This is a genomic window from Microbacterium sp. Cr-K32 (assembly GCF_000708345.1).
Classification (GTDB): Bacteria; Actinomycetota; Actinomycetes; order Actinomycetales; family Microbacteriaceae; genus Microbacterium; species Microbacterium maritypicum_A.
In genome coordinates, this window is record NZ_JARD01000029.1 from 110,819 (window position 1) to 132,554 (window position 21,736).

20 protein-coding genes are annotated in these 21,736 nt (G+C 69.0%); 9 read left to right on the plus strand and 11 right to left on the minus strand.

Annotation, left to right across the window (positions count from 1 at the left end; translation table 11 throughout):
- Window positions 1-8: 8 nt before the first annotated feature.
- The 10 genes from fgd to GZ64_RS0117830 all read right to left on the minus strand — a co-directional run bounded on the left by fgd (window position 9) and on the right by GZ64_RS0117830 (window position 12,194).
- Complete coding sequence (fgd, locus tag GZ64_RS0117785) at window positions 9-1,043, minus strand: glucose-6-phosphate dehydrogenase (coenzyme-F420) (protein WP_029268036.1); 1,035 nt, start codon at window positions 1,041-1,043, stop codon at window positions 9-11.
- Window positions 1,040-1,870, minus strand: coding sequence for a coenzyme F420-0:L-glutamate ligase (gene cofE, locus GZ64_RS0117790; protein WP_051668223.1), 831 nt, complete (start codon window positions 1,868-1,870; stop codon window positions 1,040-1,042). The genes fgd and cofE overlap by 4 nt, the downstream gene beginning before the upstream one ends.
- Entirely contained in the window at window positions 1,867-2,859 is a 993-nt protein-coding gene (locus tag GZ64_RS0117795; protein WP_029268040.1) for a TIGR03557 family F420-dependent LLM class oxidoreductase, read from the minus strand. The genes cofE and GZ64_RS0117795 overlap by 4 nt, the downstream gene beginning before the upstream one ends.
- Before the next feature lie 202 nt (window positions 2,860-3,061).
- The gene (locus tag GZ64_RS0117800; RefSeq protein ID WP_029268042.1) at window positions 3,062-3,463 is read right to left on the minus strand and encodes a hypothetical protein; all 402 of its coding nucleotides are present in this window, start codon (window positions 3,461-3,463) and stop codon (window positions 3,062-3,064) included.
- Window positions 3,464-3,614: 151 nt separating this feature from the next.
- Window positions 3,615-5,438: an ABC transporter permease gene (locus GZ64_RS0117805; RefSeq protein WP_167540723.1), complete on the minus strand. Its 1,824-nt coding sequence runs from the start codon at window positions 5,436-5,438 to the stop codon at window positions 3,615-3,617.
- A gap of 47 nt (window positions 5,439-5,485) precedes the next feature.
- A complete protein-coding gene (locus GZ64_RS0117810) occupies window positions 5,486-6,646 on the minus strand; it encodes an ABC transporter substrate-binding protein (RefSeq protein WP_029268045.1) in 1,161 nt (386 codons plus the stop codon).
- Window positions 6,647-6,703: 57 nt separating this feature from the next.
- Window positions 6,704-7,828, minus strand: coding sequence for an ABC transporter ATP-binding protein (locus GZ64_RS0117815; protein WP_051668225.1), 1,125 nt, complete (start codon window positions 7,826-7,828; stop codon window positions 6,704-6,706).
- Between the two features lie 71 nt (window positions 7,829-7,899).
- Window positions 7,900-9,390 carry a DHA2 family efflux MFS transporter permease subunit gene (locus GZ64_RS0117820; RefSeq protein ID WP_029268049.1) on the minus strand — a complete coding sequence of 497 codons (1,491 nt, stop codon included), beginning with the start codon at window positions 9,388-9,390 and terminating at the stop codon, window positions 7,900-7,902.
- Between the two features lie 97 nt (window positions 9,391-9,487).
- Window positions 9,488-11,101: an LVIVD repeat-containing protein gene (locus GZ64_RS0117825; protein WP_051668226.1), complete on the minus strand. Its 1,614-nt coding sequence runs from the start codon at window positions 11,099-11,101 to the stop codon at window positions 9,488-9,490.
- 124 nt (window positions 11,102-11,225) lie between these two features.
- On the minus strand, window positions 11,226-12,194 hold the full coding sequence (locus tag GZ64_RS0117830; protein WP_029260764.1) for a LysR substrate-binding domain-containing protein: 969 nt from the start codon (window positions 12,192-12,194) through the stop codon (window positions 11,226-11,228).
- An 83-nt stretch (window positions 12,195-12,277) separates the two neighbouring features.
- On the opposite strand from GZ64_RS0117830, the gene GZ64_RS0117835 reads away from it, so the two are divergent.
- From GZ64_RS0117835 to kynU, 9 genes are read left to right on the plus strand one after another with little or no spacing between them, the layout of a single operon-like run.
- On the plus strand, window positions 12,278-13,786 hold the full coding sequence (locus GZ64_RS0117835; protein WP_231479928.1) for a 2-hydroxymuconic semialdehyde dehydrogenase: 1,509 nt from the start codon (window positions 12,278-12,280) through the stop codon (window positions 13,784-13,786).
- Window positions 13,783-14,625, plus strand: coding sequence for a 2-keto-4-pentenoate hydratase (locus GZ64_RS0117840; protein ID WP_197020546.1), 843 nt, complete (start codon window positions 13,783-13,785; stop codon window positions 14,623-14,625). The genes GZ64_RS0117835 and GZ64_RS0117840 overlap by 4 nt, the downstream gene beginning before the upstream one ends.
- Entirely contained in the window at window positions 14,622-15,560 is a 939-nt protein-coding gene (locus GZ64_RS0117845) for an acetaldehyde dehydrogenase (acetylating) (protein WP_029260767.1), read from the plus strand. Before GZ64_RS0117840 ends, GZ64_RS0117845 begins: the two co-directional genes overlap by 4 nt.
- Window positions 15,557-16,588 carry a 4-hydroxy-2-oxovalerate aldolase gene (gene dmpG, locus GZ64_RS0117850; RefSeq protein WP_029268056.1) on the plus strand — a complete coding sequence of 344 codons (1,032 nt, stop codon included), beginning with the start codon at window positions 15,557-15,559 and terminating at the stop codon, window positions 16,586-16,588. Before GZ64_RS0117845 ends, dmpG begins: the two co-directional genes overlap by 4 nt.
- A complete protein-coding gene (locus tag GZ64_RS0117855; RefSeq protein WP_036331809.1) occupies window positions 16,585-17,388 on the plus strand; it encodes a 2-keto-4-pentenoate hydratase in 804 nt (267 codons plus the stop codon). Before dmpG ends, GZ64_RS0117855 begins: the two co-directional genes overlap by 4 nt.
- Entirely contained in the window at window positions 17,385-17,879 is a 495-nt protein-coding gene (locus tag GZ64_RS0117860; protein ID WP_081859807.1) for a RidA family protein, read from the plus strand. The genes GZ64_RS0117855 and GZ64_RS0117860 overlap by 4 nt, the downstream gene beginning before the upstream one ends.
- The gene (locus GZ64_RS0117865; protein WP_029268062.1) at window positions 17,876-18,412 is read left to right on the plus strand and encodes a 3-hydroxyanthranilate 3,4-dioxygenase; all 537 of its coding nucleotides are present in this window, start codon (window positions 17,876-17,878) and stop codon (window positions 18,410-18,412) included. Before GZ64_RS0117860 ends, GZ64_RS0117865 begins: the two co-directional genes overlap by 4 nt.
- A gap of 6 nt (window positions 18,413-18,418) precedes the next feature.
- A complete protein-coding gene (locus GZ64_RS0117870) occupies window positions 18,419-19,411 on the plus strand; it encodes an amidohydrolase family protein (RefSeq protein WP_029268064.1) in 993 nt (330 codons plus the stop codon).
- A gap of 28 nt (window positions 19,412-19,439) precedes the next feature.
- Entirely contained in the window at window positions 19,440-20,714 is a 1,275-nt protein-coding gene (kynU, locus tag GZ64_RS0117875; RefSeq protein WP_029268066.1) for a kynureninase, read from the plus strand.
- Window positions 20,715-20,869: 155 nt separating this feature from the next.
- Here kynU and GZ64_RS19560 read toward each other — a convergent pair whose 3' ends face one another.
- Window positions 20,870-21,601, minus strand: coding sequence for a GntR family transcriptional regulator (locus GZ64_RS19560; protein WP_051668230.1), 732 nt, complete (start codon window positions 21,599-21,601; stop codon window positions 20,870-20,872).
- Between the last annotated feature and the right edge of the window lie 135 nt (window positions 21,602-21,736).

Here is a 21,736-nt window from a genome sequence, read left to right on the forward strand (position 1 = left end):
CCGTCGCCTCACCCGCGCAGTTCGGCAGCGGTGTCGCGCAACCGGGGGGCGATGTCGCGCTCGAAGAGCTGCAGGAACCGGCGCTGGTCGTGGCCCGGCGCATGGAAGACGAGGTGGTTGAAGCCCCAATCGATGTACTGCTGGATCTCGGCGGCCACGGCATCCGGGTCGTTCCCGACGATCCAGCGCTTGGCGATGGTCTCGAGCGGCAGCGCATCGGCGGCCTTCTCCATCTCGACGGGGTCGGTGATGTCGTGCTTCTGCTCCTTCGAGAGCGACAGCGGCGACCAGAAGCGGGTGTTCTCCAACGCCGCCTCCCGGGTCTCCTCGTACGACAGCTTGATCTCGATCATCCGGTCGCAGTCGTCGAACGAGCGCTCGGACTGCTCCAGCCCTTCCTTCACGGCCGGGAGCAGCTGGTCGACGTAGAGCTCCTGACCCTTGCCCGAGGTGCAGATGAAGCCGTCACCCGCGCGACCGGCGTAGCGCGCGACCATCGGTCCGCCCGCGGCGATGTAGATCGGGATGCCACCCTCGGGGCGGTCGTAGATCGAGGCGTCGTGCGTGGAGTAGTACTCGCCGTCGAAGTTCACCCGGTCGCCCGACCACAACGCCCGCATCAGACGCACGGATTCGCGCAGCCGCGCATAGCGTTCCTTGAACTCAGGCCACTCCTGCTCCCCGGCGCCGCGGAATCCGGTCGCGATCTCGTTCAGCGCCTCGCCAGAGCCGACGCCGAGGATGATGCGGTCCTGGTACAGGCAGCCCAGGCTCGCGAACGCCTGCGCGAGCACGGCAGGGTTGTAACGGAAGGTCGGGGTCAGCACCGAGGTGCCGATGCGGATGCTCGATGTGCGCTCACCCACCGCCGCCATCCAGGTGAGCGAGAACGGAGCGTGGCCGCCGGTGTGGCGCCAGGGCTGGAAGTGGTCGCTCGCGAACACAGACTGCATGCCGTGCGCCTCGGCCGCGACCGAGATCTCGACGAGCTCCCGGGGGTCGAACTGCTCTGCGCTGGCCTTGTATCCGAGGGTCAGTGTCATGTCGCATCCTTCGTGTCGGGTTCCTGCTGTGCGTGTAGGTGCTGTTCGTGGGTGCCGAGGTCCGCGAGCGCAGCGGCGTAACCGTCGCGGTATCCCTGGTCGAGTGCTTCGGCGGTGCCCAGCCAGAAGAGGTCGCGCTCCGCGCCGCGCACGATGCTCGCGGCCCCGGGCAGGGTGAGGGGTCCGACGAGATCGGAGCGGCCGCGCACCACGGCGACCGGGTTGCCGCTCGCCTTGCCCTTGACCAGATCTGCGGCCGCGGCGAGCTCGTCCGCGACACACGGTGTCGTGACGCTGAGCACCTTGCCCGCCTGGTCGGTCGTGCCGCGGAGGTCGGCGATCACACGCACACCCCCACCGCCGATCGCCACATCCGTCTGCCCTTCCCGCCAGGGGCGCCCGAGGGTGTCGCTGAGGATCACGCCCACCTCCGCGCCCGTGGCCGCCCGCAATCCCGCGGCGAGCGCACGCGCCGACCGATCCGGATCTTCGGGGAGCAGCAGCACCCAGCCGTCCGGGGTGTTGCTGGCATCGACGCCGGCGGCCGCGGCCACCATGCCGAGCCGGTTCTCGACGATGCGCATGGTGTGCCCGTCGAAGGTGCGCGAGGCGACGAGCCGCACGGTCTCGGCGGTGATGGCCTCTTCGCGGTCGGCGGCCTGTACGTAGCGGCCTTCGGCCTTGGAGACGATCTTCGAGGTGACGACGAGGATGTCGCCGTGGGCGAGCTCGACGCCGGTGGCGAGGATCAGGGCCACGAGGTCATCACCGGGGTGCACCTCGCCGATGCTGGTGGGGGCGAAGACGGTGATCGCGGGGGCGCTCATGCGTGCACCTTCGGCAGCACGTCGCGGCCGAAGACCTCGACGAACTCCCGCTGGTCGGGCCCGACGTTGTGCAGGTAGATGCGCGTGAAGCCGAGGTCGACGTAGCGCTGGATCTGCGCGCGATGCACGTCGGGATCGGAGGAGATGGGCATCGACGCCCGCATGTCGTCGGCCGTCACCCCGCGCACGAGCTGCTCGAAGTCGTACGGCGAGCGCACGTCGCCCCGACGCATCCGGAGTCCGCCGATCGGCCACTCGGTCAGTGCGTTCGCGAGGGCCTGCTCGTCGGTCGGCGCCCACGAGAGCCGCAGCTGGAGCACCTTCGGGAGGCCCTCGGGGTCGTGCCCCGCCTCCCGTGCCCCCTCGGCGAATCGGGCGAGCAGCGGGGCGAGGCGCTCGACTTCGGCCGAGGTCGTGATCAGGCCGTCGGCGTTCCGGCCGGCTCGACGTGCGGTGGCGGGGCCCGCGGTGGCGACGTAGACGGGCGGGGCGGTGGGCGGCATCGTCCAGAGCCGGGTCGACTCCATGCGGAAGTGCTCGCCACGGTGGCGGGTGTCGCGACCGGCGATCGAGGCGGTGAAGAGCTTGCGGATCAGGTCGACGGCCTCGAACATGCGGTCGATGCGCTCGGCGGGTTCGGGCCAGTATTCGCCGACGATGTGCTCGTTCAGCGCCTCCCCCGATCCGACGCCGAGCCAGGCCCGGTCGGGGTAGAGGGTCGCCAGCGTCGCTGCGGCCTGCGCGACCACGGCGGGATGCGTGCGGAAGCCGGGGGTCGTGACGCCGGGGCCGAGGTCGCCGGTGGTGTGCGCGCCGATCGCGCCGAGCATGGTCCACACATGAGCGGCGTTGCGGTGGCGGGGAAGCCAGGGCTGGAAGTGATCGGTGGCCATGATCCCGCGGAACCCGTGCGCCTCGGCGAGGACGCAGTTCTCGATCACGGCGGTGGGCTCGATCTGCTCGAGCATCGCGGCGTACCCGATGTGCATGCGGCCTCCTCACCCTTTCTTCTCCTGCTGTTCCTATTGAATGGATACTGGATCCAAAAGTCAAGGGAGAGGTTCGGAGCGGTGTCGAATGCACGGGATCTCGCCGAGCGCACGGCGTGTTCACGCCAAGAAGCCGTGCACTCGACAGGAAGCCGTGCACTCGGCGGGAGCGAGAGGGTGGGAGCGAGAGAGCGGGGCGGGGCTATCCCTTGTGCGGCCGCTCGACGCGGGCGAGGCGGGTCGCGGAGAGCGCATATGCCCCGGCCACCGCAAGCGTCAGTAGCGCGCCCAGAACGACAGCGGCCGGGAACGGGGCGGTCCCCGCTCGGAAGAGACCGACGACGGCCTGAACCGCGAAGAGCACGGAGAGGACCGCGCTGGAGAGAGCCGTCGTCGTCATCTGCCACCACGGCCGCGGCGCCATGCTCTCTCCGGGACCACGGAACACCCGCGCGGTGAACACCACCAGCGCGATGACCGCCAGCAGCGACCAGACATATCCGGCGAACAGATCCATCACGGCGAGGACGACCCCGAGCATCGGGAGGATGAGCAGGGCTCCGACGACGATCCCGGCCTTGGCCGATGGCGCACGTACACGCATCGCTCCCTCTCCTCTCCCCCACACGACAAAGAGCACGTTACCCGTCGAACGCACGTTATCCGTCGAGAGCACGGGATCTCGTCGAGCGCACGGCTTCTTCACGCCAGGAAGCCGTGCACTCGACAGGAAGCCATGCACTCGGCGGACGGGGTCAGCGCTTGTGACGCTGCACGGCCAGGGTCACCGTCGCGGAATCGGCGGGAGCGGGAGCAGGAGAGGCGGCGGCGAGGTCGGGGAGACCCGCGGAGACCGCCTTGCGTGTGCGACCGATCGCTCGGCGAGAGAGCGCCCACTGCAGGCCGTAGCCGATCGCGAACACCATCAGCGTGAAGATCAGCGCCATTGCGGCCCCCTGGTCCGGCGCATACAGCTGTGCGGACCGCGGGTTGATCATCGCGTAGATGTACATCGACAGCGGCCGCGACGACGGGGTCGCCAGGAACGCCGGGAGCGTGAACTCATTGGTGCCGAGGATGAACATCTGGATCCACACGGCCATCACGGTCGGCATCAGCAGCGGCGCGATGATGCGGCGGAATCCCTCGAACCGACTCGCTCCGCTGGTGAGCGCTGCCTCCTCCAGCTCCGGCCTGATCTGCAGCGTCGCGCTGTATGACGAGCGGTAGGCGATCGACACCCGGTAGGAGTACGCGATCACGAGCGCGAGCAGCGTGCCCGCGATCGGGATGTACGGGTTGATCACCATGAAGGTGAGGAACATCGCGAAGCCGGCGATGGTCGCGGGGATCGCGACCGATGAGGAGGCGAACAGGTCCATGGCCTTCACCCACCCGGTCTTCTTGCTGCGGGCGATGCCGTAGGCGAGCACCGTTGCGAAGACCACCGCGATCGTGGCGCTGCCGCCCGCGATGATGACCGTGCGTCCGAGCGACACCCAGAACTCGGGGTCGGCGAGCACCGTGCCGAAGGCGCCGAAGTCGGTGCTGCCGAGCATCGCGTCGATCGAGAACGCCACCGGATAGGGCGTGATCGCCGCCCACAGCAGAGCGAGCAGAGGGAGGATGCCGGTGAGCAGGATGAACACGGCGACCAGCAGCATGACCGGGATCTTCCACGGCCCCATCCGCATGGTCGACGGCCGGAAGCCCTTGCCCGACACCGAGGCTCTGCGCTCGGCGTTGCGCGTGGCCCGCAGATAGATCGCGAACGCGACGGTCGTGATCACGAGGAACACCAGCCCCCACGCGGCGGCCAGACCGTACTGGGGCAGTTCGCCCGCGTTGGAGCTGATGAGCGTCCAGAGCTTGAGGGCGAAGATGTCGCGTCCCGACTCCTGGCCGAACAGCAGTGGCACCTCGAGACTGCCGAGGCCGAGGATGAAGGTCAGCACCGTCACCCCGAGGAGCCCCGGCCACAGCATCGGCAGCGTCACTCGACGAAGCGTCTGCGGCCAGGAGGCCCCCGAGACCCGCGCCGACTCCTCCAGCGAGCCGTCCATGTTCGTCAGGATCGGCACGATCATCAGGTACGGGAACGTGACGTTCGTGAGCGCCTGGATGAAGATCATCGTCGGGAACGCATAGGGATCGATCGGCACGTCGCTCGCGAACGGCAGCAGCCGCAGCAGCTGGTTGAGCACACCCGACTCGGGCGACAGCATCAGCAGGTAGGCCTGGGCCTTCACGATCGGCGGGATGATGTACGGCACGATCACCAGCACCGAGATCAGGCGACGCCACGGGGCATCCGTGCGCACCGTGACCCAGGCGAGGCCGAAAGCCATCAGGAGCGTGAGCAGCGTGGAGCCGCCGACGAAGGCGCCGGTCGCGCCGAGCACGCCCCAGAAGTCTTCGCGCAGCTGCCACAGGGTGACGAAGTTCTCGACACCCCACTGGGCCGACGAGACGCCGAAGGGCAGGAACGGACCACGGAATGCGGTGATCACCTGGACGATCAGCGGTACCGCGAGAAGGATGAAGATGACCGCGCCCGAGACGATCATCGCGATCGTCATCGTGGTGGGACGCTTTCGCCCCGTGGTCCGTCCTGCCTTGAACATCGTTATCCGTTCAGCGCCTTGTCGGCGGCGTTGATCATGGCCTGCCAGTCGTCACGAGTGGCCTGCGTCTCGGTCTCGGCGCCGTTCTCGAGGCCGAGCAGCAGCGCGTCGGAGTTCGTCTTCATGAGTCCGGTGGACTCGGCGAAGGTCGCGGCGGGCAGACCGGCGAACGGCACCTGTGTGCTGGCGAAGCGCTCGTCCGTCATGCGGAGGCTGATCCAGTCGGGGTCGAATGCGTTCCACAGGGTCCACAGCGCGGCCCCCGGCTTGTTCTTGGCGTCGGAGTTGACGCCGGAGAACTGCGCCCAGACTCCCGCGTGCTCGAACGGTGAGACCTGCAGCGCCGGGTTCGGGTTGAACAGCGTCTGGTTGAGCGCGATCGGCACGTCACCACTCGACAGCGGAGCACCCTGGTCTTCCAGCAGCTTCAGGTTGCCCGATGACAGGAGCTCGTCGATCAGCGAGACCATCTTGTCCTCGCCCTCGGCCATGCCGTATCCGGCGAAGACCACCGCGTTGTAGCCGGCGACCGACACCTTGTCCTTGTATTCGGGGGCGAGCAGCCCGTCGAGCGTCTCGGGCACCGCGGTCACCTTGTCGGTGTTGTACTGGATGAGCGTGCCGTTGATGCTGTCGGGCATGAGCTCGGGGGCGCCGATGGTCAGGAACTCCTTCGGAACGCCGAAGCTCTCCCAGTCGACCTTCTCCCAGAAGCCCTCGTCGTACATCGCGGCCATCGAGGTGATCGAGCCGGACACCACATCGGTGTTGCGCGAACCGGTCGCCTTCGCCGAGATGATCGCCGACGACAGGTTGTACGTCAGCCCCCTGGTCTCGACCTTGATGTCGGGGAAGCGCTTGTTGAACTGCTCGATCACGTCAGGCGACAGCTCGTACCAGTCCCAGATGACCAGCGTGCCGCCGTCGGCCTTCTTCGCCTCTTCGTAGAGGGCGTCGAGCTGCTTGTCGATCTCGGGCCAGTAGTCGTCGTAGAAGTTCTCGCAGCGGGTGATCGCTCCGACTTCCACGGCGTCGCAGGTGGCCGACGCGGCGTCGCCCTCGAGCGCGCTGTCACCGCCGCCGGCATCGGTCGACGTGTTGCATCCGGTCAAGGCGAGCGCGAAGACCGCCGTGATGGCGACAGCTCCCAGTGTTCTCTTCATGATCTGAATGTCCTCTCTGACATCAGGTGTGTGATTGCGGGTGTGGTGCGGGGTGGATCAGGCGCCCAGCACGCGGCAGGCGTGCGAGACCAGTTCGAGGAAGACCCTGCCGCCCTCGGGGGGTGTCGCGAGTGGCGCTCCGCGTCCGACGATCGTGGCGACGGGCTCGCCATCGGTGAGCACCTCGGCCTCGTACTCGACGATCTCGCCGAGGAACTCCACCCGCACGATGCGCACGGGAAGGACGTTCGGGCGATCGATGTCGGTCTCATGCCAGCGCACAGTCTCGGGACGGAACGTCAGCGTGACCTCGTCGCCGATCGAGACCCCGTCGGGCACCGGCGTCTGCAGCCGGGTGCCGAGCGCCTCGACCACCGCGTCGCCGGCGCCGTCACGATCGATCACCACGGCGGGGATCATGTTCGCGCGACCGACGAAGTTCGCCACGAATCGGTCGGCCGGCTGGTCGTAGAGCTCGCGGGGTGACGCCTCCTGCACGATGCGTCCGCCGTTCATCACGGCCACCCGATCCGACATCGACAGCGCCTCGGATTGATCGTGCGTGACGTAGAGGGCACTGATGCCGAGGGTGCGCTGCAGGCTCCGCAGCTCGTTGCGCATGGTGTCGCGCAGCTTGGCGTCGAGGTTCGACAGCGGCTCGTCGAGCAGCAGCAGACGCGGTCGGTGGGCCAACGCACGAGCGAGGGCCAGGCGCTGCTGCTGACCGCCTGAGAGCGCGGTGGCCGGGCGCTGCGCGAGATGATCGAGCTGCACGAGCTCCAGCGCCTCCATCGCCCGCTTGCGCGCCTCCTGCTTCGGAAGCTTCGAACCCGCGACCTGCAGCGGGAAGATCGCGTTGGCGAACACCGTCATGTGCGGCCAGATCGCGTAGTTCTGGAACACCATGCCGATGTCGCGCTTGTCGGGCGACACGTGCGCGGTGCCGGTCGACAGCACGTTGCCGTCGAGCGAGATGATGCCGCCGTTGCTCCGTTCGAGGCCGGCGACACAGCGCAGGGTGGTGGTCTTGCCGCATCCCGACGGGCCGAGGAGCGAGTAGAACGTCCCGGGCTCGATCGTGAACGTGACGTCCTTGACCACGGGGACGGCGGCGCCGTCGAGCTCATAGTCCTTCTTCAGGGCGTCGACGACCAGTCGACCGCCTCCGGAGCTGACCGTCATCGGAGTCCTCTCGTCCTTGGTGCTCGTGGTCGGATTCGTTCTGGATGTTGGATCCACTGCGATCGCCGCCATCATCGTCCCTCTCTCACGACAGAACCCGCCGTCTGCGGGGTGACCGGGGCTCCCCAGGCTCGCGGCTTCTCGAAGAACACCACGACGACCGCGCACACCGCGAAGGCGATGGCCGAGAGCAACAGCGACTGCGACATGGCCGCGGCCAGTCCGCTCCCGTCCTTCGTCGACAGCTCGCTCCCCGGGTGGATCGCCCCTGGCACGAAACCGGTGATGTGCGCGGCGAGCGTCACGTTCATCAGCACCGCCAGCAGCGCCGATCCGATCACGGACCCCATCTGCCTGGTGGTGGAGTAGACGCCGGATCCCGCTCCTGCTTGCGTGTGCGGGAGATTGCGGGTGGCCGTCGACGCGAGCGGACCGAACATCCCCGATACGCCGACGCCCAGCAGCGCCGAGGGCAGAAGCAGGAGCCAGAACGGGGCGTCGATCGTCATCGTCGCCGCATACCAGGCCATGGCCACCGCCGAGATGACGAAGGCGGCGAAGGTGACCCACCGCGGACCGATCCGGTCGCTCAGCTTGCCGACGAACGGCCCGAGCACCCCCGAGACGACCGCCATCGGTGCGAGCATGAGCGCTGCGAGCGTCGGGTCGAGCCCGCGGGCGACCTGGAAGTAGAAGGCGAGGGGGACGGGCATGGCCGTGATGCCGACACCGACGAGGAAGATCGTGGCGTTCGCGACCGAGAAGTTGCGGTCACGGAAGAGGCTGAGGGGCATGAGGGGCTCTGCGCGATTGACGCGCTGCCACACGACGAAGAGCACCAGGAGCACGACGCCTGTGACGATGACGCCCCACACGGTGACCGGACCGAACATCACCCCCCAGTCGTAGACCTCGCCCTCCTGGATGCCGAACACCAGCAGGAACAGACCGAGCCCGGACAGCACGACGCCGACCACATCGAAGCGGTGCGGGTGTCCTTCGAGATCGGGCACCAGGCGCCAGGCGACGACGAAGGCGACGATCCCGACAGGCACGTTGACGAAGAAGATCCACTCCCAGCCGACGGTGTCGGTGAGCACGCCGCCGAGGATCGGGCCGACGAGCGTCGCGAGCCCTCCGACAGCGCCCCACGCCCCCATCGCCTGACCCCGACCGCGCGGCGGGAACACCCGCGCGATGATCGCCATGGTCTGCGGCGTCATCAGCGCGGCACCGAAGCCCTGCACGGCGCGAGCCGCGATGAGCATCTCGATGCTGCCCGCCAGACCGCACGCGAGCGAGGCGAGGGTGAACAGCACGAGCCCCACGAGATAGACCCGTTTGGGACCGAAGCGATCCCCGAGGCGACCGGTCACCAGCAGGGGGACGGCGTAGGCGAGCAGGTAGGCACTGGTGACCCAGATGACCGTGGTCAGGTCGGCGTCGAACGCCGCGAGGATGACCGGGTTGGCGATCGCCACGATCGTCGTGTCGACGAGGATCATGAAGAAGCCGATGCACAGCGCCCACAGGGCCGGCCACGGCCTAACTGTCTGAGTCATGGATCACTTTCGGGAGGGATCGTCAGGGGGCGGGAGCCGGTGTCCGTCCACTCAGCCCCTTATGTGGAGGACGGACACCGGAGTTTCCGGGAAGAGTTCAGCCTTCGGTGGCGGGGAGACCGACCACGGGTTCACCCAGCAGCGGGGTCGACACCGCGTAGATGCCGTGGTTGGCGAAGAGCCAGATCACGTTGCGATCCCACTCCACGAAGATGCCGTGCACGGGTGCGGCGAGGTCATCGTCGTCCTTGAGGCCGATCGGAGGGACGAAGTACGCGCCGACCTGGGGGTTCTCCGGGTCGCGCACGTCGAAGATCTGCAACCCCGCGGCGTAGAACGCGTAGGGGATGACGCCGCCGTGCGGCGTGCCCGTGTTGGTGAAGTAGCCCGAGCGCTTGGGTCCGAACGACCCGCGGCGCTGCGCCCAGTCGGTGAACGCGGCGTCTGCCGGCGGCGTCGGGCGGGGCAGCGTGCGCACGACCCGCGGGTTCGTCGGGTCGCTCACGTCGATCTGATAGATCTCCTTGGCCGGCTCGTAGCAGTCGGTGTTCATCGGGTAGCCCGAGACGTAGACGTAGCCCGTCTCCTCCACCTGGGTGGTGTCGACGTTGTCGCCCTCGGTGCCGGCGACGCTGACCGGCAGGTGGCACCAGCCGACGTGGTGGATGTTCGCGGGATCGGACACGTCGAGCACGAAGAAGCCCTGACCGCCCTGGGCGGCGTAGCCGTACTTCCATCCGGACTCGACCGAGCGCGGCAGGAAGATGCCCATGCGCGAGCCGAACCACGAGGTCTTGTTGTTCCAGCGCTCGTTGTCCGCGAGGTACTCGGAATCCGCCTCCTCCCCGGCACGCGACCCGGGCACCCACCAGTTCGAGAGCAGTTCGGGCTTCGCCGGGTCCGACACGTCGTAGGCCGCGTGTCCGGCGGTCCACAGCGTGGTCTTGTACGGCTGGTTGGTGAAGGTGTTGTCGGGCGCGGTCGCCACGAACAGGTACTTGTCGCCGTAGTAGACCGGAAGGTCGAGCACGCCGTTGCCCTCCTGGATCTCGTCCGGCCCGTGGTTCGGATCGGTCGAGACCTCGGTGAGGAGGGTCCAGTCGCGGGGGCTCGGGCCGTTCATCTCCCACGTGCGGAAGCCGCGCAGGCCCTCCCACTCCTTCAGCTGGCCCTCGACGGTGTCGTCGATCCACTTGTTGGCGACGCGCCCCTTGAGGAAGTACCGCGGAGTCTCGCTCGCCTGGATCGCGATGTGCTTTCCGAGCTTCTGGTTCCACTGCACCGTGGTGGCGCCGAACTGCGGGCGGGGGTCGTCCCAGCCCCACTGCTCCTCGTCGACGATCGTCAGGTCGCGAGGGTCGGTGATGTCGTAGAGCTTCCAGTGGTTGCCGCCGCCGTAGTGGAGCATGAGGCGACGGCCGTCCCAGTCGTAGATGCACTGCCACGAGTGACTGGTGTTCACCACGATCGGGTAGAACGCCTCAGCCTTGGCGTTGAGCGCATACGTCTCGGGGTCGCGGTAGTCGAGCTGGCCCGGCCAGTCGATGAAGACGTCGCGCGGGACGGACGGCGTGTGCGCCGGCGGCAGGAAGGTACCGTCGGGCTGCATGCCCCAGCTGGAGGGATCGGGATCGGCCGGTTCACCCTCGACGCGCTGGAAATCCTCCGGGCGGTACTTCTTCGCATCGGGCACGTAGGGAGAGCCGGCCATGTCGCCTCCATTGGCTGAATCGGGTGAGATCGTCACGACGTGGTGTCGTTCTCATCAGGTTCGTCCTGGTGAAGCGATGCTGTCCAATATCCATACGGGTCAGAGCTATGACCGTTCGGGCATATCAGCCGGCGAAGCGCGGCTCCGTCTCCGCGTAGTCCCGCTCGAGCTCCGCCAAGCGGGCGCCCTCTTCGCGCAGATGGGCCAGCAGCGCGGATGCCGCCGGCGACGGCGCCCGATCCTTCGGCACCGTCACGCCGACCGAGCGGCGGATGGAGCTCAACGGCGTGGGCAGGATCCGCAGCTCACGGTCGTCGACGGCGATGAACATCGGCAGCGCCGCGATCACGTCGGTCGAGATCAGCAGGGTGCGCAGTGTCAGCATGGAGGTGCACTCGACGCGGTCGGGCGGCAACGGCAGCCCCTCGTGGAAGAAGACCGCTTCGAGCTCGGCCCGGAGCGCCGTCTGGGCCACGGGGAAGATCCAGGGATACGCGATCAGCTCGGCGAGGGAGTTCGCCTTGACACCGCCGAGCACCGGATGCCCGGCCCGCGCGACCAGACGGATCGGCTCCAGGTGCAGTCGCTCCTGCTCGAGCCGCACCGGCACCGTCGGCGAGAGCCGCCCGACGGTCAGGTCGAGGTCGCCCGCGAGCAGCAGCTGCTGCAGGGTGTCCGGGGTGCCCTCGCGCACCACCACGGTCAGCCGTGGATGCTCGGCCTTCAGCGCCGCGATGGCCCGCGGCAGCAGCAGGTTGGAACCTGCGAGGTGCGTGCCGACGGTCACCGTGCCGAGCTGCCCCGACTGCAGCAGCCGCACCTCCTCCCCCGCGGCGCGCAGCTCGGCGAGCACCGAGCGGGCGCGCTCGATGAACGAGTGCCCGTATTGCGTCGGCCGCACGCCGCGCGGCAGCCGTTCGAACAGCGGCACACCCAGCACCTCTTCGACCTCGCGGAGGCCGCGGGTGACGACCGGCTGGGTGATGTGCAGCGACTCGGCGGCGCGCACCAGGGTGCCTTCGTCGGCGATGGCGGTGACGAGAACGAGGTGGCGGATCTTGACCCGCCCGTCGAGCAGTCGATCGGTGACCATGATCCGGACTATAGCCGTACGGGCATGGCAGTGCATCAAGAGAGTATTTGTCGGCATCCCTCGAACGTTCCTAGCCTGAGCCCATGCCTTCCGAGACGATGACGCCTCCCCTCCGTGCCTCCGAGCAGGAGCGAGCGCCCCGTGCGATCCACAACATGATCGCCGGCGAGCGCGTGGAGGGCATCGCCACCTTCGCGAAGGTCAGCCCGGTCGACGGCTCGGTCATCGCCGAGGTGCACGAAGCCGGCACCGAGCAGGTCGACCGCGCCGTGGCCGCCGCGCGCGCCGCGTTCGACGGACCCTGGGGACGGATGACGGTCGCGGAGCGCGCCCGTCTGCTGCGCGGTGTGGCCGACGCGATCGACCGCCGCGCCGATGAGCTCGTCGCGGCCGAGGTCGGCGACACCGGCAAGCCCGAGGCACTCGCCCGCGACCTCGACGTGGCCCGTGCCGCCGCGAACTTCCGCTCCTTCGCCGACACGGTCTCGACGGCAGGCCTCGACTCGTTCCTCACCGAGCTGCCCGACGGCCGGCGCGCCCTGAACTACGCCGTGCGCAAGCCGCTCGGGGTCGTCGCCGTGATCGTGCCGTGGAACCTGCCGCTGCTGCTGCTCACGTGGAAGCTCGCTCCGGCCCTCGCCACCGGCAACACCGTGGTGATCAAGCCCTCGGAGGAGACGCCGTCGTCGGCGACGCTGCTGGCCGAGATCCTCGCCGAGGCGGGGGTGCCCGCCGGGGTCGTGAACGTCGTGCACGGTTTCGGCGCCGATTCCGCGGGCGAGGCCCTCACCACGCATCCGGGTATCGACGGGGTCACGTTCACCGGCGAGTCGTCCACCGGATCCGCGATCATGCGGGCGGTCGCGCCGCGCGTGCGCCCGGTCTCGTTCGAGCTCGGCGGCAAGAACGCCGCGCTCGTGTTCGCCGACGCCGACCTGGATGCCGCCGTCGCCGGGCTCGCCCGCTCCACGTACCTCAACACCGGCCAGGTGTGCCTGTGCACCGAGCGCATCTACGTGCAGCGCGCGGTCTTCGATGAGGTGGCCGCCGGCCTCGCCGAGCACGCCGCCCGTCTGCGTCTGGGCCGCCCGGAGGACCCGGCCACGACCACCGGTCCTCTCATCTCGCAGGCGCATCGCGAGAAGGTGCGCTCGTACTTCGACCTCGCCGTCGCGGAGGGGGCGACGGTGCTCGCGGGCGGTGGCATCCCCACCCTCGGCGACGGACTCGACGGCGGATCGTGGATCGAGCCGACCCTGTGGACGGGCCTCGACAACAGCCACCGCACCGTGCGCGAAGAGGTGTTCGGTCCCGTCGCCGCCCTCATCCCCTTCGACACCGAAGAGGAGGCGATCCGATTGGCGAACGACACCGACTACGGCCTCGCCGCGGTCACCTGGACCACCGACCTGACCCGCGGACACCGTGTGGCGCAGCAGATGCGCACGGGCATGTCGTGGGTCAACACCTGGTATCTGCGCGACCTGCGCAGCCCCTTCGGCGGCGTCGGGCTCTCGGGCATCGGCCGCGAGGGCGGGCACCACTCGCTCGAGTTCTACACCGAGCCGACGAACGTGTGCGTGCAGCTGTGACCGGCCTCCCCGAGTCCGACGGTGTGCGCGCGGCCGACGAACGGCTGCGACGCGCGGCCGAATCTGGGCACCCGTGCGCCCCGGTGCGCGACCTGCTCGGCGAGACGGATCAGGATGCCGCGTACGCCGTGCAGTCTCTCGGCATCGCCCGCCGCCTCGACGAGGGTCGACGGGTCGTCGGCCGCAAGATCGGCCTCACCTCCCCCGCCGTGCAGACGCAGCTCGGCGTCGACAGCCCCGACTACGGGGTGCTGCTCGACGACATGATGTTCGCCGACCGCGAGCCGATCGACCTCGCCCGCTTCCTGCAGCCGCGGGCCGAAGCCGAGGTCGCCTTCGTGCTCGGCAGCGACCTCGACTCCCCCACCACCCATGTCGCCGACGTGATCCGTGCCACGGAGTTCGTGCTGCCCGCGATCGAGGTCGTCGACTCCCGCGTGGCCGGGTGGGACATCCGCATCACCGACACGATCGCCGACAACGCCTCCAGCGGGGCGGTCGTGCTCGGCACCACGCCTCGGCGCCTGGACAGGTTCGACCTGACCGCGCTCGGCATGACGCTCGACCGTGAGGGCCGCCCGGTCTCGACCGGGTCGGGTGCCGCATGCCTCGGCAGCCCCGTGATCGCGGTCGCCTGGCTGGCTCGCGAGGTCGCCCGCCGCGGGCAGCCGCTGCGCGCCGGCGAGGTGATCCTCTCCGGAGCCCTCGGCCCCATGGTCGACGCGACCGCCGGGGTGTACCGCGCCCGACTCGACGATCTCGGCGAGGTGCGTGCCGACTTCTTCGGCGCCGCATCCGGAACAGCATCGCGCACGTCATCGGAAGGGGCAGCGGCATGACCGTCGGCATCGCCATCATCGGATCGGGCAACATCGGCACCGACCTGCTCATCAAGGTGAAGCGGCTCTCGACCACGCTGCATGTGGTCGCGATGGCCGGCATCGACGAGCACTCCGACGGCCTCGCCCGTGCGCGCCGGCTCGGAGTCGCCACCACCCACGAGGGCGTGGACGGCCTGATCGCGATGCCCGAGTTCGCCGACGTCGAGCTCGTGTTCGACGCGACATCGGCCGGCGCCCACGCCCGCAACGACGCCCTCGTGCGCAACGCCGGACGGGTCATGGTCGATCTGACCCCCGCCGCGATCGGGCCGTACGTCGTGCCGGTCGTGAACCTCGACGCGCACCTCGGTGCGACCAACGTCAACATGGTCACGTGCGGCGGCCAGGCCACGGTGCCGATGGTGGCCGCCGTGTCGCGCGTCGCCCCGGTGGCCTACGCCGAGATCGTCGCCTCGATCGCCTCGAAGTCGGCCGGTCCCGGCACCAGAGCGAACATCGACGAGTTCACCGAGACCACGGCCCGTGCGCTGGAGGTGATCGGCGGCGCCGATCACGGCAAGGCCATCATCGTGCTCAACCCCGCCGACCCGCCGCTCATCATGAGGGACACGGTGTTCTGCCTGGTCGAGGGCGACCCTGAAGCCTTGGATCGGGATGCCGTCAGCGCCTCGGTCGCCGACATGGTCGCCGCGGTGCAGGCCTACGTCGGGGGCTACCGGCTCAAGCAGCAGGTGCAGTTCGACGCCGTCGACGAGGCCTACGTGCCCGCACTCGACCGACCGTTCCGGGGCACGCGCGTGACCGTGCTGCTGGAAGTCGCCGGCGCCGGCCACTATCTTCCGGAGTACGCGGGCAATCTCGACATCATGACCTCGGCCGCCCTGCGCACGGCCGAACGACTCGTCGCCGAACGGACAGGGGTTCCCGCATGACCACCACTCCCCGCGTCTACGTGCAGGACGTCACCCTCCGCGACGGCATGCACGCGATCGGCCACGGCTACACGACCGACCAGGTGCGCGATATCGCCCGTGCTCTCGAGGCGGCAGGCGTTGATGCCATCGAGGTCGCGCACGGCGACGGCCTCGGCGGTTCGAGTGTGGCCTACGGGCAGGGAGCGCACACCGACTGGCAGTGGATCGAGGCGGCGGCCGAGGTGCTCGACCGTGCGGTCCTGACCACCCTGATCCTTCCCGGCATCGGCACGATCGACGACCTCGCCCGGGCCCGGGACCTCGGCGTCGCGAGCGTGCGGGTCGCGACGCACTGCACCGAGGCCGACGTCGCCATCCAGCACATCACCTGGGCGCGCGAGCACGACATGGACGTCTCGGGCTTCCTGATGATGAGCCACCTCAACGACCCGCGCGGTCTCGCGGAGCAGGCACAGATCATGGAAGCGGCCGGCGCGCACTGCGTGTACGTCACCGACTCGGGCGGGCGCCTCACGATGCGCGACGTCGCCGACCGCGTCGACGCCTACCGCGAGGTGCTCGACCCCGGCACGCAGATCGGCATCCACGCACACGAGAACCTCTCGCTGAGCGTGGCCAACAGCGTCACGGCCGTCGAACACGGTGTGTACCGGGTCGACGCCTCGCTCGCAGGGCAGGGTGCCGGAGCGGGCAACTGTCCGATCGAGGCGTTCATCGCGGTTGCCGACCTGCTCGGCTGGGAGCACGACTGCGATCTGTTCGCACTGCAGGATGCGGCGGAGGAACTGGTGCGTCCGCTGCAGCGCCGCCCCGTCCGCGTCGACCGCGAGACCCTTACTCTCGGCTACGCGGGTGTGTACTCGAGCTTCCTGCTGCACGCCGAGCGCGCGGCCGAGAAGCATGGCCTCGACGCCCGCGACATCCTCGTGGAGCTGGGGCGCCGTCGCATGGTGGGCGGCCAGGAGGACATGATCGTCGACGTCGCGCTCGACCTGGTCGCCGACCGTTCGGGGGTGACCGCATGACCGCGGACGCGGTGTTCGCCGCCGCGCTCGACACCGCGCAGCGCACCGCGACCGCGATCAGCCAGCTCTCCGCATCCGCAGAGGTCGATCTCGACACCGCCTACGCCACGCAGCATGCGCTGATCGCCCGTCGGCTCGCCCGCGGCGAGCGCCTCACCGGCCTCAAGCTCGGGTTCACGAGCCAGGCCAAGGCGCAGCAGATGGGCGTGCATGACGTCATCATCGGCAGTCTCACCGATGCGATGCGCCTCGACGACGGCGCGCTGTTCGACCGGCGGTCCGCCATCCACCCGCGCATCGAGCCGGAGGTCGCGTACCTTCTGTCGGCCGACATCGACGGGTCCGGGCCCGGGCGTCCGCTGTCGGAGGTCATCGCCGCGGTCGCCCCCGCGCTGGAGATCATCGACTCGCGGTACCGGGACTTCCGCTTCCGCCTCTCCGACGTCGTGGCCGACAACACGTCAGCCGCCGCGTACGTGATCGGCCCCTGGACCCCGTTCAACCGAGCCGGCGCTCTCGACAACCGGGCCGTGCGGCTCGAGGTCGACGGCAGGGTCAGCGCGACGGGCTCGACGGCGGCCATCCTGGGCGACCCCGCCCGTGCCATCGCCGCAGCCGCACGCCTCGCCTCCCGTCACGGCTTCACGCTCCGCGCCGGCATGGTCCTCCTCGACGGTGCCGCGACCGCCGCCGTCCCGCTGCCCGACCAGGGCACGGTCGAGGCGACGATCACCGGCCTCGGACGCGTCTCCATCCACACCCACGACGGATCCGACAGCCTCGAGAAGGGATCACGATGACAACATCACGCGGCATCCTCGTCGAGGGCAAGGCGACGCCCCGAGGTCGCTTCCCGCATGCCAAGGTCTCCGGCGACCTGGTCTTCGTCTCGGGCACGTCCAGCCGACGCCCCGACAACTCCATCGCCGGAGCGGAGGTCGACGAGTTCGGCGCGACCCGGCTCGATGTCGCGGTGCAGACCCGCGCGGTCATCGAGAACATCCGCGAGGTGCTGGCCGCCGCCGGCTGCGCACTCGACGACCTGGTGCAGGCGACGAGCTTCCTGGTCGACATGAACGACTTCGCTCCCTACAACGCGGTCTGGGCCGAGTACTTCGACGAGCAGGGACCCGCCCGCACGACGGTCGCCGTGCACGCCCTGCCGCATCCGCATCTGCGCATCGAGATCCAGGCGGTCGCCCGCCGCCCCGAAACCACCACCGATCGCAACACCGCTGACCACACCACCGCCGACCACAACACCGCTGCCACTCTCGAGGAGGAGAAATGAGCACCACCACACCCGTCATCCCACCCGTGATCGATTTCCCCGCATGGATCAAGGAGAACGAGCATCTCCTGAAGCCGCCGGTCAACAACAAGGCCGCCTGGACGCCCATGGGCGACTTCATCGTGCAGGTCGTCGGCGGCCCGAACCAGCGCACCGACTTCCACTTCGACCCGTACGAGGAGTGGTTCTACCAGTACCGCGGCAACATGCACGTGAACATCCAGACCCCCGACGGCCTGCAGCGCATCGACATCCGCGAGGGCGAGATGTGGCTGCTCCCCGGTAACGTCTTCCACTCCCCGCAGCGCCCCGAAGAGGGCTCCATCGGCATCGTGATCGAGCGCATCCGCGAAGAGGGCACGCTCGAGAAGTTCGCCTGGTTCTGCCCGAACTGCAACGCCAAGGTGCACGAGGTCGAGCTGCAGGTGCGCGACATCGTCGAGGACCTGCCGCCGGTGTTCCGCGACTTCTACGAGAGCGAAGAGGGGCGCACCTGCCCCGAGTGCGGCGCCGTCCACCCCGGCAAGGGCTGAAGCCCCTTGGGCACGATCGACGTCCACACGCACTTCGTGCCGAGTTCCTGGCCCGACCTGTCGACACAGGTCGGGCCGGGTCTCTGGCCGACCCTGCGGGTGGATTCCGAGCGCGAGGCGATGATCATGCTCGGCGAGACCGAGTTCCGGCGCGTCGGCGACGACTGCTGGGACGCGTCCGTGCGCGTGGCCGACATGGATGCCGACGGCGTCGAGATGCAGGTCGTCTCTCCCACGCCGCTGTTCTTCTCGTACGACAAGTCGGGTGACGAGGCCGTGAAGGTCGCGCGCATCTTCAACGACCTGGCCCTGGAGATCTGCGCCCCCGCCCCCGACCGGCTGATCCCGTTCGCACAGGTCCCCCTGCAGGATCCGGATGCCGCGTGCGCGGAGGCCGACCGCGCGATCGCCTCCGGCCACGCCGGTGTCGAGATCGGCAACCATGTCGGCGACCGCGACCTCGACGACGAGGGCACGGTGACCTTCCTGCAGCACTGCGCCGACAGCGGCATCCCGGTCTTCGTGCATCCGTGGGACATGCCGGGCTCCCCTCGTCTCGACCGCTGGATGGCCCGGTGGCTCACCGGCATGCCCGCAGAGACGCACCTGTCGATCATCGCGATGATCCTGGGCGGGGTCTTCGATCGCGTCCCGCCCACCCTCCGCCTGGCGTTCGCGCACGGCGGTGGTTCGTTCGCGTTCTGGCTGGGCCGGTTCGAGAACGCCTGGCGGCAACGCCCCGACCTCATCGGCGTCAGCGAGCGGCCGCCCTCGGCCTACCTCGACCGTTTCAGCGTCGACAGCGTCGTGTTCGACCCCGTGGCCCTGCGCGTGCTGGTCGAGACCCTCGGCGCCTCCCAGGTGATGGTGGGCAGCGACTACCCCTACCCCCTGGGCGAGCGACCCGTCGGCGGCGTCATCGACCGCGCCGACTTCCTCGACGAGGCGCAGAAGAGCGCCATCCGCCGCGACAACGCCCTGCGATTCCTCGGGCGCTGACCCGCATGACCTCGAACGGACCCGCCGCATGAGCACCACCTCCACCCGCCCCGCCATCGACCGCGCGACCTGCACGGCCCTCGACGATGCCGATCCGCTCGCCTCGATGCGCGAGCGCTTCGTGCTGCCCGACGGCGTGATCTACCTCGACGGCAACTCGCTCGGAGCGCTGCCCCGCCACACCGCGGCGCACCTGCAGCGCGTGATCACCGAGGAGTGGGGCACCGGCCTCATCCGCAGCTGGAACGATGCCGGGTGGTTCGCCAAGCCGCGCACGATCGGCGACCGCATCGCGCCGCTCGTCGGAGCGGATGCCGGAGAGGTCGTGCTCGGCGACTCCACCTCGACAAGCCTGTTCCAAGCCGTGGTCGCTGCGGTCAGACTCCGACCGGGACGACGCGTGATCGTCGCAGAGCGGGGCAACTTCCCCACCGACCTCTACATGCTCGAAGCGGTGCAGGAGCTGCTCGGCAGCGGAACGCCCCTGGAGCGCCGGCTGATCTCCGACGACGGCCCCACGCTCGACGACGTGCTCGACGATCACGTCGCCGTCGTCGTGCTCACCCAGGTCGACTACCGCACGGGACGCATGCACGACATCGCCGAGGTCACGCGCAAGGTCCACGCCGCCGGCGCCCTCGTGGTCTGGGATCTGTGCCACAGCGTCGGTGCCGTGCCGATCGACCTGAACGCCGCCGACGCCGACTTCGCGGTCGGCTGCACCTACAAGTACCTCAACGGCGGCCCCGGTTCGCCCTCGTTCATCTGGGCGGCCGCTCGGCATCACGATGCTGCCCACCCCGCCCTCACCGGCTGGCACGGCCACGCGCGGCCGTTCGACTTCACCGTGGACTACACCCCGGCCCCGGGCATCGAGCGGTTCCGCGTCGGCACCCCGCAGCTGCTGTCGGTGGCCGGACTCGAGGCGAGCCTCGACATCTGGGACGACGTCGACCTGGAGCTCCTCCGCGAGAAGAGTCTGCGGCTGACCGAGCTCTTCATGTCACTCGTCGACACCCGCCTCACACCGCGCTGGGGCATCGAGCCGGTCACGCCTCGCGAGTCCGCCCGCCGTGGCAGCCAGGTCTCCCTCCGACACGAAGACGGCTATGCGGTGATGCAGGCGCTGATCGAGCGCGGAGTGATCGGCGACTTCCGCGCCCCCGACCTCATCCGCTTCGGGTTCACACCGCTTTACACCTCCTACACCGACGTGTGGGATGCGATCGACGCGCTGGAAGACGTGCTGCACAGCGAGATCTGGCGTGAACCTCGATTCGCTCGCCGCGGCACCGTCACCTGAGACACCGTCACCTGAGAGCACGGTCACCTGAGAGCACGGTCACCTGAGAGCACGGTCACCTAGTCGCACACCTGCATGACTGCTGCCCGGATGGATGAACGGACTGATGTGCCGAGTCATGCATCCGTGTAGGAGTCATGCATTCGCCCCAGGCGTCAGGCTCCGTCGCCGGCAGCCTCGGTCGCCGCCGCGTCGAGCAGTGCGATGACCCCGTCGCGCACGTGGTTCAGGTGCGACTCGAGCACGCGCAGAGCCTCGTCCACATCTCCAGCTGCCACGACGTCGATCAGCTCACCGTGGGAGTGGTCATGTGCGCCGGGAGAGACCAGACGCCAGCCGAGCACGTAGCGTCCGAGCTTGAGCCGCAGCTGCTCGATCATCTCCCACATCACCGGCCGGGCCTCGGCGTCGTAGAGCGTCGCGTAGAACTCGGTGCGGGCCTCGACGAACTCGCCGCCCTCCGAGATGTCGTCCGCCGTCTTCGCGAGCTCCCGCAGCCGGCTGACCCGTTCCAGGGTGATCTCCTCCATCGCCAGGCGCAGTGCGTCCTTCTCGAGCAGCGTGCGCAGGTGGTAGACCTCGGTCGCCTCCTGCACCGAGAGTGCCCGCACCATCGCGCCGCGGCGGGCATGGAAGACCACGAGGCCGTCGGCCTCCAACTGGATCAGGGCGGAGCGGATCGGCAGTCGCGAGATGCCGATGGACTCGGCCAGGGTCTCCTGTCGCAGCTTCATCCCCGGAGGCAGGGTGCCGTCGAGGATCGCATCGCGGATGATGTCGTAGGCCATCGCTCCGACGGACCGGTATCCGGCTCCATGTCGCTGCGCGAGCTTCTGCAGAGCCTCGGCCCGTTCCTTGGGCGACGCGGCGTTCCCTGATTGCACCATGGGAGCGAGAGTATCGGATCATCCCGGCCAACTCTGCATTCTGGATCCAAAATCACCTCGCGTCGCGGGACCACTGCCGCGCCTCGGCGTGCGCACGCCGGGGCGCCCGGGACGCATGTCGGGCCGGGCACGCCG

What these genes read in the sequence shown, in the direction of transcription:
- fgd (WP_029268036.1), bottom strand. Translation starts at nt 1,043, where the DNA reads ATGACACTGACCCTCGGATACAAGGCCAGCGCAGAGCAGTTCGACCCC.
- cofE (WP_051668223.1), bottom strand. Translation starts at nt 1,870, where the DNA reads ATGAGCGCCCCCGCGATCACCGTCTTCGCCCCCACCAGCATCGGCGAG.
- GZ64_RS0117795 (WP_029268040.1), bottom strand. Translation starts at nt 2,859, where the DNA reads ATGCACATCGGGTACGCCGCGATGCTCGAGCAGATCGAGCCCACCGCC.
- GZ64_RS0117800 (WP_029268042.1), bottom strand. Translation starts at nt 3,463, where the DNA reads ATGCGTGTACGTGCGCCATCGGCCAAGGCCGGGATCGTCGTCGGAGCC.
- GZ64_RS0117805 (WP_167540723.1), bottom strand. Translation starts at nt 5,438, where the DNA reads ATGACGATCGCGATGATCGTCTCGGGCGCGGTCATCTTCATCCTTCTC.
- GZ64_RS0117810 (WP_029268045.1), bottom strand. Translation starts at nt 6,646, where the DNA reads ATGAAGAGAACACTGGGAGCTGTCGCCATCACGGCGGTCTTCGCGCTC.
- GZ64_RS0117815 (WP_051668225.1), bottom strand. Translation starts at nt 7,828, where the DNA reads ATGACGGTCAGCTCCGGAGGCGGTCGACTGGTCGTCGACGCCCTGAAG.
- GZ64_RS0117820 (WP_029268049.1), bottom strand. Translation starts at nt 9,390, where the DNA reads ATGACTCAGACAGTTAGGCCGTGGCCGGCCCTGTGGGCGCTGTGCATC.
- GZ64_RS0117825 (WP_051668226.1), bottom strand. Translation starts at nt 11,101, where the DNA reads ATGGCCGGCTCTCCCTACGTGCCCGATGCGAAGAAGTACCGCCCGGAG.
- GZ64_RS0117830 (WP_029260764.1), bottom strand. Translation starts at nt 12,194, where the DNA reads ATGGTCACCGATCGACTGCTCGACGGGCGGGTCAAGATCCGCCACCTC.
- GZ64_RS0117835 (WP_231479928.1), top strand. Translation starts at nt 12,278, where the DNA reads ATGCCTTCCGAGACGATGACGCCTCCCCTCCGTGCCTCCGAGCAGGAG.
- GZ64_RS0117845 (WP_029260767.1), top strand. Translation starts at nt 14,622, where the DNA reads ATGACCGTCGGCATCGCCATCATCGGATCGGGCAACATCGGCACCGAC.
- dmpG (WP_029268056.1), top strand. Translation starts at nt 15,557, where the DNA reads ATGACCACCACTCCCCGCGTCTACGTGCAGGACGTCACCCTCCGCGAC.
- GZ64_RS0117855 (WP_036331809.1), top strand. Translation starts at nt 16,585, where the DNA reads ATGACCGCGGACGCGGTGTTCGCCGCCGCGCTCGACACCGCGCAGCGC.
- GZ64_RS0117860 (WP_081859807.1), top strand. Translation starts at nt 17,385, where the DNA reads ATGACAACATCACGCGGCATCCTCGTCGAGGGCAAGGCGACGCCCCGA.
- GZ64_RS0117865 (WP_029268062.1), top strand. Translation starts at nt 17,876, where the DNA reads ATGAGCACCACCACACCCGTCATCCCACCCGTGATCGATTTCCCCGCA.
- kynU (WP_029268066.1), top strand. Translation starts at nt 19,440, where the DNA reads ATGAGCACCACCTCCACCCGCCCCGCCATCGACCGCGCGACCTGCACG.
- GZ64_RS19560 (WP_051668230.1), bottom strand. Translation starts at nt 21,601, where the DNA reads ATGGTGCAATCAGGGAACGCCGCGTCGCCCAAGGAACGGGCCGAGGCT.